Below are 12503 nucleotides of genomic sequence, written 5' to 3'. Positions count from 1 at the left end.
ACGGTGTCTCAGGACCTCAGATGCGCAACGGTCCACTCCGATCGACGACAACAGGACCGCGGGACACGCTACGGAGCCGGCCGGCGCCGGTCAAAGGAATTGAAGGAATCAAAGGTCGAAGGAGCGCGAGGGAGGAGCCGGTGGAGCGGGCAGGGCAGGACGCTTCCGGGCAGGACGGTGCCGGGCGTGGCGCGGGCGCCGTCAGCGCGCGTCGCGCAGCAGTTCGGTCAGATCGTGGTCCAGGTCGAGATAGAGATGCTCACGGCCGGCCGGGACCAGGCCCTGCGAGCGCTCCAGGAAACGGCGCAGCTCCGAGGTGCGCAGATGGACCATCGCGGTCCCCTCGGGCGCGTGGAACTCCAGGACCGTGCGGCCGTAGCCGAAGGGCCGCACCCGCACGTCGCCGACGCCCACCGCCTCGGTCATCCCCGTGGCCAGCAGCTCACGGGAGAACTCCCAGGTGACTTCGGTGCCTTCGAGCGTCGCCGGGGGCGGGAACTCCATCCGTACGGCGAACGGATCGGCCCGGTCGTAACAGAGCGTCGCGGGGACGGTCTCCATCCGGGGAGTGGGCGAGACCAGCCGGGCCTGCACGGCCTGTTCGATGACGGGCGACATGTCCTGCTCCCCTTCGTCGGATCCGGACTGCGCCGGGCTCATCCGTACGGGTCCGGCACCGACGTCGCACCGCTTCGTACGGGAGAGGGACCGGGTGCGGCCCTCTCCTACAGGGAAAGACGGCGGAGCCGCTCAATACGTGCTCCGAATCGGGAGTGAGCTGTGTCACCGTACGGTGATCTGCGTCACACTCCCCGGTGAGTGGCGGCCGGGTGCCCCGACCTGAGGACGGCGCGCCGCCACCCGGACCCCACCCGGCGCGCGCCGCTCGCCCGGGGCGCCGTGCCGCGAACTCCGGCCCTACGCCTGCTCCTCACGGTAGGGGGCCAGCTCGGGCGCGGTCTTCGTCGCCGTGAACTCGGTGATCCGGTACGTGCAGACGTCGCCGGTCACGAACGGGTCGGCCGCCACCAGCCGTTCGACCGCGGCCCGGTCGTCCCCGACCGCCAGGATCACCCCGCCGTCGCGCGGGACCTTGCGGCCGGAGGCGATGAAGACACCCGTCGCGTACGACGCGTCCAGCCAGGAGACATGCGCGCCGAGGAGCGATTCGACGCGTTCGACGGGGGCGGTGTAGGTCAATTCCAGTACGAACATGATCGTCAGGTTAGCCAGGGTGACCGCCACGTAGGCTGTCGCCACCATGGAAACGATCAGGACACCCGCCGACGAGGCCGAGGCGCGCGCCGTCCAGGACGCACTGCGCGGGCGCGTCGTGCTCGGCGAAGCCGGCCCGCCGCCCGGTACGGGTCTGGTGACCGGCGTGGACGTGGCCTACGACGACGAGCGGGACATCGTCGCCGCCGCGGCCGTCGTCCTCGACGCGGCCACTCTCGCCGTGGTCGACGAGGCCACCGCGGTCGGCCGCGTCGCCTTCCCGTACGTTCCCGGCCTGCTCGCCTTCCGCGAGATCCCGACCGTGCTGGCCGCCCTCGACGCGCTCACGGCGGGGCCGGGGCTGATCGTCTGCGACGGTTACGGCCGGGCCCACCCGCGCCGCTTCGGGCTCGCCTCCCACCTCGGTGTGGTCACCGGGCATCCGGTGATCGGCGTGGCGAAGAACCCGTTCACCTTCTCGTACGCGCCGCCCGGCGCCCGGCGCGGCGACTCCTCGCCGCTCCTCGCCGACGACGGGGAGGAGGTCGGCCGCGCGCTGCGCACCCGGGAGGGCGTGAAGCCGGTGTTCGTCTCGGTCGGCCACCGCGTCGATCTCGCCACCGCCTGCGCGCACACCCTGCGGCTGGCCCCCGACTACCGCCTCCCTGAGACCACCCGGCGGGCCGACGCGCTCTGCCGCGAGGCCCTGCGCGAGGCGGTCGCGCGGGGCGCCGGCGGAGGCACGGCGGACCCGGAGATCTGAGTACGCGTACGGATGCGGCCGCCCGGTCCTGACCGACAGGATCTGATCATGACAAACAGCCGAGCCGCGCTCAGTACGGCCCACACCCACGCTCCCGCCCGAACCTCCGCCCCTTCCCCGGCCCGCGAGCGCGGCAGGTCGGCCGTGCTGCTGGTGGCCGTGGTCGTCGGGGTGATCTGGCTCGGCTCGATGATCTACACCATCGCCGACTGGGCGACCGGCCTGTAGCTCCATGGACCACGTGGCCGAGGCCCGTGCGTCGCGCCGCCCCGGCTTGGCCGAACACCCGGTCCACGGCATAGGCTCGGTACAGGGCTAAGCGCTTGCTCTGCCCCGTTCCGCGCAAAGCCCTGCGCGGAACGGAACGTGTTCTCGGCGCCACCGGGTGTGTCAACGGTGGTGCCCCACCGCTGGGGGCCAGATGACAGGGACAACGGACGGTCCGCTGACCGGCGTACGCGTGGTCGAGCTGGCCGGGATCGGGCCAGGCCCCTTCGCCGCGATGACGCTCGCCGACCTCGGGGCCGACGTCGTACGGATCGACCGCCCGGGCGGCGCCGGGCTCGGTATCGACCCGGCGTACGACCTCACCAACCGCAACAAGCGGTCCGTGCTGATCGACCTCAAGGCCCCGGACGGCGCGGCCCGTGTCCTCGATCTGGTCGAGCGCGCCGACATCCTGATCGAGGGGTACCGCCCCGGCGTCGCCGAGCGCCTGGGCGTCGGCCCGAAGGACTGCCTCGACCGCAACCCCCGGCTGGTGTACGGCCGGATGACCGGCTGGGGCCAGGAGGGACCGCTCGCCGACCGGGCGGGGCACGACATCGGCTACATCGCCGTCACCGGCGCACTCTCCATGATCGGCAAGGCCGAGGAGCCACCCGCGCTCCCCGCGAACCTGCTCGGGGACTACGCGGGCGGCGCGCTCTACCTGGTCATCGGCGTGCTCGCGGCGCTCCAGCACGCCCGTACCCCGGACGGTGCGGGTCAGGTCGTGGACGCCGCGATCGTGGACGGCACCGCCCATCTCACCACCATGATCCACGCCATGATGGGCGCGGGCGGCTGGCAGGACCGGCGCGGCGCCAATCTGCTGGACGGCGGCAGCCCCTTCTACGGCTCGTACGAGACCTCCGACGGCGCGTACATGGCGGTCGGCGCGCTGGAGAAGCGCTTCTACAACGAGTTCGTCGAACTGCTCGGGCTGACCGGCGAGGTCCCCGACCGCAGGGACTTCGCCCGCTGGGACGAGCTGCGGGCCGCCGTGGCCGCCCGGTTCAAGACACGGACCCGCCGCGAGTGGACCGCCGTCTTCGCCGGCTCCGACGCCTGCGTCGCCCCCGTACTCTCGCTGCGCGAGGCGCCCGACCACCCCCACCTCGCGGCCCGTGGCACCTTCACCGACCACGCGGGGATCCGTCAGCCCGCACCGGCGCCCCGCTTCTCCGCCACCCCGGGTTCGGTACGCCGCCCGCCCGCGCGGCCGGGGGCGGACGCCGCCGAGGTCGCCCGCGACTGGGACCTGCCAGAACGGCCCGACCTGCCCGACCTGCCGGAAGGGCACGGCCCGGCCTGATCCGGCCCGGCCAGCAGGAGGGGCCCCCGCCCCTCGAACTCTCCGCAACGGAAGGCAGCCGCCGTGAGCACCGAAGCGTTCGTCTACGAAGCGATCCGCACCCCGCGCGGTCGCGGCAAGGCCGACGGGGCCCTGCACGGCACCAAGCCCATCGACCTCGTCGTCGGCCTCATCCACGAGCTGCGCCGCCGGCTGCCCGGACTCGACCCGGCCGCCGTCGACGACATCGTGCTCGGCGTGGTGAGCCCGCTCGGCGACCAGGGCTCGGACATCGCCCGTATCGCGGCCCTCGCCGCCGGACTGCCCGACACGGTCGCCGGGGTCCAGGAGAACCGCTTCTGCGCGTCCGGCCTCGAAGCCGTCAACCTGGCCGCCGCCAAGATCCGCTCCGGCTGGGAGGACCTGGTCCTCGCGGGGGGCGTCGAGTCGATGTCCCGCGTGCCGATGGGCTCCGACGGCGGCGCCTGGGCGATGGACCCCATGACCAACTACGCCACCGGCTTCGTGCCCCAGGGCATCGGCGCCGACCTGATCGCCACCCTCGGCGGCTACAGCAGGCGCGACGTCGACGAGTTCGCGGCGCTCTCCCAGGAGCGGGCCGCCGCGGCCTGGAAGGAAGGCCGCTTCGCCCGCTCCGTCGTCCCCGTACGCGACCGCAACGGGCTCACCGTCCTCGACCGCGACGAGCACCCGCGCCCCGGCACCACCGTCGACTCGCTCGCCGCGCTGAAGCCGTCCTTCGCGGGCATCGGCGAGCAGGGCGGCTTCGACGCCGTCGCCCTGCAGAAGTACCACTGGGTCGAGCGGATCGACCACGTCCACCACGCGGGCAACTCGTCGGGCATCGTGGACGGCGCGGCCCTCGTCGCCATCGGCTCACGGGAGACGGGGGAGCGGTACGGGCTCACCCCGCGCGCCCGGATCGTCTCCGCGGCGGTCTCCGGATCCGAACCGACCATCATGCTGACCGGACCGGCCCCCGCCACCCGCAAGGCCCTCGCCAAGGCCGGGCTGACCATCGACGACATCGACCTGGTGGAGATCAACGAGGCATTCGCCGCCGTCGTCCTGCGCTTCGTCGACGAGATGGGGCTCTCCCTGGACAAGGTCAACGTCAACGGCGGCGCCATCGCGCTCGGCCATCCCCTCGGCGCCACCGGCGCGATGATCCTCTCCACCCTCGTCGACGAACTGGAGCGCAGGGACCAGCGATTCGGCCTCGCCACGCTGTGCGTCGGCGGGGGCATGGGGGTCGCCACCGTCATCGAGCGTCTCTGACCGTCTCTGACCGGCCGTCGTCCCTTCTCTCCCGCTACGGAGCAGCAGCATGAGCGAGCCCACCGCCCCGCCGCACGCCACGCCCACCGCCACGCCCGCGCCGGGCGCCATTCGCTGGGAGCGGGACGCGACGGGCGTCGTCACTCTCGTCCTGGACGACCCCGACCAGTCCGCGAACACCATGAACCAGGCGCTCAGGGACGCTGTCACGGCCGTCGCCGACCGTGCGGAGGCGGAGCGGGACACCATCCGCGGCATCATCGTCACCTCCGCCAAGAAGACGTTCTTCGCGGGCGGTGACCTCAAGGACATGATCAAGCTCGGCCCCGGCGACGCCCAGCGGGTCTTCGACAGCGGCATGGCCGTCAAACACGCCCTGCGCCGGATCGAGACCCTCGGTAAACCGGTCGTCGCCGCCATCAACGGCGCGGCGCTGGGCGGCGGTTACGAGATCGCCCTCGCCTGTCACCACCGTATCGCCCTCGACGCCCCCGGCTCCCGGATCGGGCTGCCCGAGGTCACCCTCGGACTGCTGCCGGCGAGCGGCGGGGTCACCCGTACCGTACGGCTGATGGGCCTCGCGGACGCCCTGCTCAAGGTGCTCCTCCAAGGCACCCGGTACTCCCCCCGGCGGGCGCTGGAGGCCGGCCTGGTCCACGAGGTCGCCGCCACCACCGAGGAGATGCTGGCCCGGGCGCACGCCTTCATCGACGCGCACCCCGAATCCCACCAGCCCTGGGACCTCACCGGCTACCGGATTCCCGGCGGTACGCCGTCCACCCCCCGCCTCGCCGCCCAACTGCCCGCCTACCCGGCGAACTTGAAGAAGCAGCTGGCCGGCGCCCCCTACCCGGCGCCGCGCGACATCCTCGCGGCCGCCGTCGAGGGCGCGCAGGTCGACTTCGAGACCGCGCAGACGATCGAGGCGCGCCACTTCACCGAACTGGTCACCGGACAGACCGCCAAGAACATGATCCAGGCGTTCTTCTTCGACCTCCAGGCCGTCAACTCCGGGGCGAGCAGGCCCCAGGGCGTCGCGCCGCGCGAGGTCCGCAAGGTCGCCGTGGTCGGCGCCGGGATGATGGGCGCGGGCATCGCCTACTCCTGCGCGCGAGCGGGCCTCGACGTCGTCCTCAAGGACGTCTCCGAGGAAGCCGCCGCCCGGGGCAAGGCGCACGCGGAGAAGCTGCTCGCCAAGGAGCTCGCCCGGGGCCGTACGACCGAGGCGGACCGCGACGCGCTGCTCGCCCGGATCACCCCCACCGCCGACCTGGCGGAACTGGCCGGCTGCGACGCCGTGATCGAGGCGGTGTTCGAGGACACGGTGCTCAAGCACCAGGTGTTCCAGGAGATCCAGGGGATCGTCGAGCCCGACGCGCTGCTCGCCTCCAACACCTCCACCCTGCCCGTCACCGTGCTCGCCGAGGGCGTGTCGCGCCCGGCCGACTTCATCGGACTGCACTTCTTCTCACCGGCCGACAAGATGCCGCTGGTCGAGATCGTCCGAGGGGAGCGGACCGGGGACGAGGCGCTGGCCCGCGCCTTCGACCTGGTGCGCCGCATCAAGAAGACCCCGATCGTCGTCAACGACGGGCGCGGCTTCTTCACCTCCCGGGTCATCGGGCACTTCCTCGACGAAGGCGTCGCGATGATCGGCGAGGGGCTGGAGCCCACCTCCGTCGAACAGGCCGCCGCGCAGGCGGGCTACCCGGCCAAGGTGCTCGCCCTGATGGACGAGTTGACGCTCACGCTGGGCCGCCGGATCCGCCAGGAGACCAGGCGCGCGGTCGAGGAGGCCGGAGGCCGCTGGACCGGACATCCCGCGGACGAGGTCGTCGACCGGATGGTGGACGAGTTCGGGCGCCCGGGACGCGCGGGCGGCGCGGGCTTCTACGAGTACGGCGAGGACGGCGAGCGTCTGCGCCTCTGGCCGGGGCTGCGGGAGCACTTCGGCACCGGCGACACCGACGTCCCACTGCGCGACATGGGGGAGCGGATGCTCTTCGCCGAGGCGCTGGAGTCCGTCCGCTGCCTGGACGAGAACGTCCTGACCTCGGTCGCCGACGCCAACATCGGCTCCATCCTGGGCATCGGCTTCCCCGGCTGGACGGGCGGCGTGCTCCAGTACATCAACGGGTACGAGGGTGGCCTGCCCGGCTTCGTGGCGCGCGCCCGCGAACTGGCGGAACTGTACGGCGAGCGGTTCGCGCCGCCGGCGGCGCTGGTAGCGAAGGCGGCGGAGGGCGAGACGTTCAGCGACACGTGAGAGACCTTCGGCGACACGTGAAGGGGAGAGCGGGCCGGGCCGTGAAAGGCCCGGCCCTCACGCCTCGGCGGTCGTCAGATAGGCGATGACCATGTCGCCCAGCATGGTGCGGTAGTGCTCGCGCCGGTCCGGGGCGGTGAGGTCACGCCCGAAGAGGGTGCCGAAGGTGTGCCGGTTGGCGACCCGGAAGAAGCAGAACGAACTGATCATCGCGTGCAGGTCGAGGGCGTCGACCTCGGCGGTGAAGACCCCCTGCGCCCTGCCCTCCTCCAGAATGCGGCGGATGACCTCGATGGCGGGGGAGTTGAGCGAGCCGAGCGTGGCCGCGGACTTGATGTGCTCGGCCTCGTGGATGTTCTCGATGCTGACCAGCCGGATGAAGTCCGGATGCGCCTCGTGGTGGTCGAAGGTGACCTCGGATAGCCGCCTGATCGCGGACTCCGGGTCGAGATGCTCGACGTCGATGCCCTGCTCGATGGTGCGGATCACCCCGTACGCCCGCTCCAGGACGGTGGTGAAGAGCCGTTCCTTGCTGCCGAAGTAGTAGTAGATCATCCGCTTGGTGGTGTGGATGTGCGCGGCGATCTCGTCCACCCGGGCGCCCGCGAAGCCGACCCGGGCGAACTCCCGCGTCGCCGCGTCGAGGATTTCCTCGCGGGTCCGTGCCGCGTCCCGGGTCCGTGTGACGGGCGGGGTCGGCGGGGGGACAGCGGTTGCCATACGGCTCCTCGGGGCGTCGGGCCGCGTCGGGCACGGTACGTCCCAGTCTATCGAGACGCCCTTGCACCGCCCGGCCGCGCCGCTTCCGCCGTACACCGCCCGGCCGCGCCGCCCCGCCCGGCCGCGCCGCCCCCGCTGCCCCCGCTGTCTCCCGCGCCGGGCCTACGTGGCGGGCGCCCCGGCGAGGTCGGTGAGATCGGCGAGCATCCTCTCCGTATGCGGCTCTCGTCCCGTGAAGAGCCGGAAGGCGTCGGCTGCCTGGAAGACGGCCATGGCGCCGCCGTCCAGCGTCGGGCAGCCGATCTCCCGGGCCAGCCGCAGCAGTTCGGTGTCGAGCGGCCGGTAGACGACCTCCGCCACCCACAGCCCGGGTCGGAGCAGCCCGGCGGGCAGCGGCAGCCCCGGGTGTCCGGCCATGCCGGTGGGCGTGGCGTGGACGAGACCGTCGGCGTCGGCGAGGCGCGCGGCGAGCCACGGCGTCGCGACGGCGCTCGCCCGCCCGGCGCCGAAGCGGTGGTTCAACGCGACGGCGAGCGCGGTGGCCCGGACCGGGTCGGTGTCCGCCAGGGCGAGCCGGTCCACGCCGAGGGTGAGCAGTGCGTGGGCGACGGCGGCGCCGGCCCCGCCGGCCCCGAGCTGGACGACCCGCCGGGTGGCGACGCCCGGCAGGCCCCGGGCGAAGGACCGGGCGAAGCCGGTGACGTCCGTGTTGTGACCGGTCGCCCGGCCGTCCCGGAGGACGACGGTGTTGACCGCGCCGAGCGCCGCCGCCGCCGGATCCACCTCGTCCAGGTGCTCGATCACCAACTGCTTGCAGGGATGGGTGATGTTGAGCCCGTCGAAGCCCAGCGAACGGGCCGCCCGCACCAGTTCGCCGACCTCTTCGGGGCGCACCCCCAACACGTCGATGTCGAGGGTGCGGTAGAGCAGGCGCAGCCCGTGCCGGTCCGCCTCCCGCTCGTGCAGCGCGGGGCTGAGCGACGGGCCGATGCCCGCCCCGATCAGACCGGTGAGGTACGAGGTCCCGGTCATCGGGCGGCCTCCGCCAGCCGGGCCAGGTGCGCGAGGCCCAGCGCGTAGCCGTGCGCCCCGGCCCCGCAGATCACGGTGTCGGCGACGGCGGAGACGTACGAGTGGTGGCGGAACGCCTCGCGCCGGTGGATGTTGGACGGGTGCACCTCCACGACCGGGAGGTCCACGGCGGCGAGCGCGTCGCGCAGCGCCACCGAGGTGTGGCTGTAGCCGGCCGGGTTGATCACGATGCCGCGGTGAGCGGTGCGCGCCTCCTGCACGGCGTCGATCAGCACACCCTCGTGGTTGCTCTGCCGGAAGTCGACGCGCAGGCCGTGTCCGGCCGCGGTGGTGCGGCACAGCGCCTCGATGTCGGCGAGCGTGTCCGTGCCGTACACCGCCGGCTCCCGCAGGCCGAGCAGATTGAGATGGGGGCCGTTGAGGACGAGTGCGGAGTTCTCCGGAGTCCGGTCGGACGAATGCGGCATCGTGATCTTTCTTCCGGTGGGGGGCGGGGTGAGGAGGTCAGGCGGATACCGACGTGGTGGCCTGGGCGCGCTCCGGGGCTGTCCCCGGTCGGGCGCCGAGCTCCGTCGTCGGCACCTTGAACGTCTCCCGGCCGGTCAGGACGGCGAGCGAGCTGAGGGCGCAGAACGCGGCCGTGAAGATCGCGACACCGACCCAGTCGTCCCCGTCGGGGCCCGCGATCCGCGCCGCGAAGCTGACGGCGAACCCGGCGACGGCGAAGCCGATCTGCGTACCGATCGCCATGCCCGAGAGCCGTACCCGGGTGGCGAACATCTCCCCGTACAGGGAGGGCCAGATGCCGTTGGCCGCGCTGTAGACCACACCGAAGAACGCGATGCCGGCGAGGAGCACCAGCGGGTAGGAGCCGGTGGAGATCGCCCACAGATAGACGAAGACCATCACGCCGGAGCCGAGCGAACCGATGAGGAAGACGGGCTTGCGGCCGATCCGGTCCGAGAGCTTCGCCCAGAGCGGGATGGCGAGCAGGGCCACCGCGTTGGCGGCGACACCGACCCAGAGCATGGCCGTCCTGTCCATGCCCACGGCGTCGCCGGTGGCGTACGACAGCGCCCAGACGGTGAAGATGGTGGAGACGGTCGCGATGGTGGCCGCGGCGACGACGCGCAGCACATCGGCCCAGTGGTGGCGAAAGAGATGGACCAGCGGCAGTTCGTCCGGCGTCCGGCCCGCGGACTCACGCTGGAAGACGGGGGTCTCCTCCAGGTTGCGCCGGATGAGATAGCCGGCCACCGCGACGAAGGCGCTCAGCAGGAACGGGATCCGCCATCCCCACGTGTAGAGCTGGTCGTCGGGGAGCGCGGCGACCGGGATGAAGATCAGGGTGGCGAGGATCTGGCCGGCCTGCGTCCCGTTCAGCGTGAAGCTGGAGTAGTACCCGCGCCGGTGCTCCGGCGCGTGTTCCAGCGTCATCGAACTGGCGCCGGCCTGCTCGCCCGCGGCCGAGATCCCCTGGAGCATGCGCATCAGGACCAGCAGGACGGGCGCCGCCGCCCCGATCTGGTCGTACGTGGGCAGACACCCGATGAGGAACGTGGAGACGCCCATCAGGATCAGTGTCAGGACCATCACCCGGCGCCGGCCCAGCCGGTCGCCGATGTGCCCGAGGAACAGCGCGCCGAGCGGCCGGGTCGCGTACGCCACGCCGAAGGTGCCGAGTGAGATCAGCGTCGCGGTCGCGGGATGGTCGGGGTTGAAGAAGACCCTGGGGAAGATCAGGGCCGCGGCGCTGCCGTAGATGAAGAAGTCGTAGTACTCCAGCGCGCTGCCGATCCAGGCGGCCACGGCGGCCTTGCGGGGCTTGCCCTGCGGTGTCGGGGACGGTGCCGGGGCGTCGGGCGGGTGAGCGGACACGCGTACTCCTCTGGGGGAGGGGATCCGGGCGGGGACGGAGCCGAAGGCGGGGATGACGGAGGGGAGGGGGACGGAGGCGGGGATGACGGCGGGTCGGACCGGTCCGGGGCGCTAATTAACGTACTGGATAGTTAATTACGTTGGGGAGGATCCTGGGACCGGTGCCCGAAGCTGTCAAGACATCGCGCGGAAACCCTCCCTGTCGCCGCAGCCACCCCACCTCCTCCGGAACGCGCTCACCCCCCGGACGGGTGAGTCCGGGGGGTGAGCGCGGTGGGGCCGGAGAGGCCGGTGGGAGGGGAAAGGGCTCAGCCGATGGAGCCGCGCCCGATGACCTGCGCGTACCAGCGCGCGCTGTCCTTGACCGTACGGCGCTGGGTCGCGAAGTCGACATGGACGATGCCGAACCGCTTGCTGTAGCCGTAGGCCCATTCGAAGTTGTCCAGCAGCGACCAGAGGAAGTAGCCGCCCACCGGCGCGCCGTCCGTGATCGCCCGGTGGACGGCGCTGAGGTGGGAGTGGAGGTAGGCCACGCGCTCGGGGTCGTGGACCGCGCCGGACGGGTCCGCGTAGTCGTCGTACGCCGCGCCGTTCTCGGTCACCATCAGCGGGGTGCCGGGCAGTTCGTCACGGAGCCGGGTGAGCAGTTCGTACAGCCCGTCGGCGTCGACCGGCCAGTCCATGGCGGTACGTGGCCCGGGAGCCGGTGCGAAGCGGACGTGGTCCTCGGCGCCCGGCCACGGCGAGGGGGTCTCCGAGGAGCCCGCGGCGACGACGGTGGGGGAGTAGTAGTTGATCCCGAGCGAGTCGATGGGCGCGGAGATGGTCTCCAGGTCGCCGTCCTGGACGAACGACCAGTCCGTCAGCCCGGCCGTGTCGGTGACCAGGTCCTGCGGCAGCCGCCCGTGGAAGACCGGGTCGAGGAAGATCCGGTTCCCCACGGCGTCGATCCTGCGCACCGCGTCGAGGTCCGCCGGCGTGTCGGTGAGCGGGCGCAGCGCGTGCAGGTTGAGCGTGAGCGAGATCTCGGCCTTGCGCGGCAGCGTGTCGCGCAGCGCCCGGACGCCCAGTCCGTGGGCCAGGTTCAGGTGGTGGGCGGCGCGCAGCGCGGCGACCGGATCCGTACGCCCGGGGGCGTGCACCCCGGAGGCGTAGCCGAGGAAGGCCGCGCACCACGGCTCGTTGAGCGTGGTCCAGGTGGCCACCCGGTCGCCGAGGGCCTCACCGACGAGGCGCGCGTACTCCGCGAACCGCCCCGCCGTGTCCCGCTGCGGCCAGCCGCCCGCGTCTTCCAACTCCTGCGGCAGATCCCAGTGGTAGAGCGTGGCGACGGGCCTGATGTCCGCCGCCAGCAGTGCGTCGGTCAGCCGCCGGTAGAAGTCGAGGCCGCGCTGGACGGCGGGGCCGCGCCCGGTGGGCTGGACGCGCGACCAGGACACCGAGAAGCGGTAGTCGGTGACGCCCAGTTCCTTGAGGAGCGCGACGTCCTCGTCCATCCGGTGGTAGTGGTCGGCGGCGATGTCACCGGTGTCGCCGTTACGGACCCGGCCGGGCGTCCGGCTGAAGGTGTCCCAGATGGACGGGGTGCGGCCGTCCTCGGTGGCGGCGCCCTCGATCTGGTACGCGGCGGTGGCCGTGCCCCATCGGAAGCCGGTGGGGAAGCGGGCCTCCACGGCGGTCTGAGGGCGAGCGTCGACAGCGGTCATGAAGAAGGGCTCCCGTGAGTGAGCGACGGAACGGTGGGGGTACGGGTGGAGCGGTGGGGGGATGCGGGT

General features: G+C 72.4%; 12 protein-coding genes. 5 read left to right on the top strand and 7 right to left on the bottom strand.

The window, feature by feature from the left end:
- Positions 1-201 precede the first annotated feature (201 nt).
- The gene (locus ACFXPL_RS13270; protein ID WP_384917218.1) at positions 202-618 is read right to left on the bottom strand and encodes an SsgA family sporulation/cell division regulator; all 417 of its coding nucleotides are present in this window, start codon (positions 616-618) and stop codon (positions 202-204) included.
- A gap of 300 nt (positions 619-918) precedes the next feature.
- A complete protein-coding gene (locus ACFXPL_RS13265; RefSeq protein ID WP_384917214.1) occupies positions 919-1215 on the bottom strand; it encodes a YciI family protein in 297 nt (98 codons plus the stop codon).
- 46 nt (positions 1216-1261) lie between these two features.
- Here ACFXPL_RS13265 and ACFXPL_RS13260 point away from each other — a divergent pair, with 46 nt between their 5' ends.
- From ACFXPL_RS13260 to ACFXPL_RS13240, 5 genes are all read left to right on the top strand, one after another.
- Positions 1262-1978: an endonuclease V gene (locus tag ACFXPL_RS13260; RefSeq protein ID WP_384917211.1), complete on the top strand. Its 717-nt coding sequence runs from the start codon at positions 1262-1264 to the stop codon at positions 1976-1978.
- A 48-nt stretch (positions 1979-2026) separates the two neighbouring features.
- Positions 2027-2206 carry a morphogenic membrane protein MmpA gene (gene mmpA / locus ACFXPL_RS13255; protein WP_384917208.1) on the top strand — a complete coding sequence of 60 codons (180 nt, stop codon included), beginning with the start codon at positions 2027-2029 and terminating at the stop codon, positions 2204-2206.
- 193 nt (positions 2207-2399) lie between these two features.
- Positions 2400-3554: a CaiB/BaiF CoA transferase family protein gene (locus ACFXPL_RS13250; RefSeq protein ID WP_384917205.1), complete on the top strand. Its 1155-nt coding sequence runs from the start codon at positions 2400-2402 to the stop codon at positions 3552-3554.
- 63 nt (positions 3555-3617) lie between these two features.
- On the top strand, positions 3618-4832 hold the full coding sequence (locus ACFXPL_RS13245; protein WP_384917202.1) for an acetyl-CoA C-acetyltransferase: 1215 nt from the start codon (positions 3618-3620) through the stop codon (positions 4830-4832).
- Between the two features lie 49 nt (positions 4833-4881).
- A complete protein-coding gene (locus ACFXPL_RS13240; RefSeq protein ID WP_384917200.1) occupies positions 4882-7098 on the top strand; it encodes a 3-hydroxyacyl-CoA dehydrogenase NAD-binding domain-containing protein in 2217 nt (738 codons plus the stop codon).
- 57 nt (positions 7099-7155) lie between these two features.
- On the opposite strand, the gene ACFXPL_RS13235 is transcribed toward ACFXPL_RS13240, so the two are convergent.
- The 5 genes from ACFXPL_RS13235 to ACFXPL_RS13215 all read right to left on the bottom strand — a co-directional run bounded on the left by ACFXPL_RS13235 (position 7156) and on the right by ACFXPL_RS13215 (position 12434).
- On the bottom strand, positions 7156-7818 hold the full coding sequence (locus ACFXPL_RS13235; RefSeq protein ID WP_384917196.1) for a TetR/AcrR family transcriptional regulator: 663 nt from the start codon (positions 7816-7818) through the stop codon (positions 7156-7158).
- A gap of 162 nt (positions 7819-7980) precedes the next feature.
- The gene (locus ACFXPL_RS13230) at positions 7981-8850 is read right to left on the bottom strand and encodes a shikimate dehydrogenase (protein WP_384917194.1); all 870 of its coding nucleotides are present in this window, start codon (positions 8848-8850) and stop codon (positions 7981-7983) included.
- Complete coding sequence (aroQ, locus tag ACFXPL_RS13225) at positions 8847-9317, bottom strand: type II 3-dehydroquinate dehydratase (protein ID WP_384917191.1); 471 nt, start codon at positions 9315-9317, stop codon at positions 8847-8849. The genes ACFXPL_RS13230 and aroQ overlap by 4 nt, the downstream gene beginning before the upstream one ends.
- 37 nt (positions 9318-9354) lie before the next feature.
- Entirely contained in the window at positions 9355-10728 is a 1374-nt protein-coding gene (locus ACFXPL_RS13220) for an MFS transporter (RefSeq protein ID WP_384917189.1), read from the bottom strand.
- Between the two features lie 308 nt (positions 10729-11036).
- Positions 11037-12434: a GH1 family beta-glucosidase gene (locus ACFXPL_RS13215; RefSeq protein WP_384917186.1), complete on the bottom strand. Its 1398-nt coding sequence runs from the start codon at positions 12432-12434 to the stop codon at positions 11037-11039.
- Positions 12435-12503: the final 69 nt, after the last annotated feature.

It is taken from the genome of Streptomyces sp. NPDC059092 (assembly GCF_042756365.1).
Taxonomy (GTDB): Bacteria; Actinomycetota; Actinomycetes; order Streptomycetales; family Streptomycetaceae; genus Streptomyces.
This window is presented reverse-complemented; position numbering and strand designations above follow the sequence as displayed.

Bases quoted from the DNA above. Each gene is read 5' to 3' on its own strand.
- ACFXPL_RS13270 (WP_384917218.1), bottom strand. From the start codon at position 618: ATGTCGCCCGTCATCGAACAGGCCGTGCAGGCCCGGCTGGTCTCGCCC.
- ACFXPL_RS13265 (WP_384917214.1), bottom strand. From the start codon at position 1,215: ATGTTCGTACTGGAATTGACCTACACCGCCCCCGTCGAACGCGTCGAA.
- ACFXPL_RS13260 (WP_384917211.1), top strand. From the start codon at position 1,262: ATGGAAACGATCAGGACACCCGCCGACGAGGCCGAGGCGCGCGCCGTC.
- mmpA (WP_384917208.1), top strand. From the start codon at position 2,027: ATGACAAACAGCCGAGCCGCGCTCAGTACGGCCCACACCCACGCTCCC.
- ACFXPL_RS13250 (WP_384917205.1), top strand. From the start codon at position 2,400: ATGACAGGGACAACGGACGGTCCGCTGACCGGCGTACGCGTGGTCGAG.
- ACFXPL_RS13240 (WP_384917200.1), top strand. From the start codon at position 4,882: ATGAGCGAGCCCACCGCCCCGCCGCACGCCACGCCCACCGCCACGCCC.
- ACFXPL_RS13235 (WP_384917196.1), bottom strand. From the start codon at position 7,818: ATGGCAACCGCTGTCCCCCCGCCGACCCCGCCCGTCACACGGACCCGG.
- ACFXPL_RS13230 (WP_384917194.1), bottom strand. From the start codon at position 8,850: ATGACCGGGACCTCGTACCTCACCGGTCTGATCGGGGCGGGCATCGGC.
- aroQ (WP_384917191.1), bottom strand. From the start codon at position 9,317: ATGCCGCATTCGTCCGACCGGACTCCGGAGAACTCCGCACTCGTCCTC.
- ACFXPL_RS13215 (WP_384917186.1), bottom strand. From the start codon at position 12,434: ATGACCGCTGTCGACGCTCGCCCTCAGACCGCCGTGGAGGCCCGCTTC.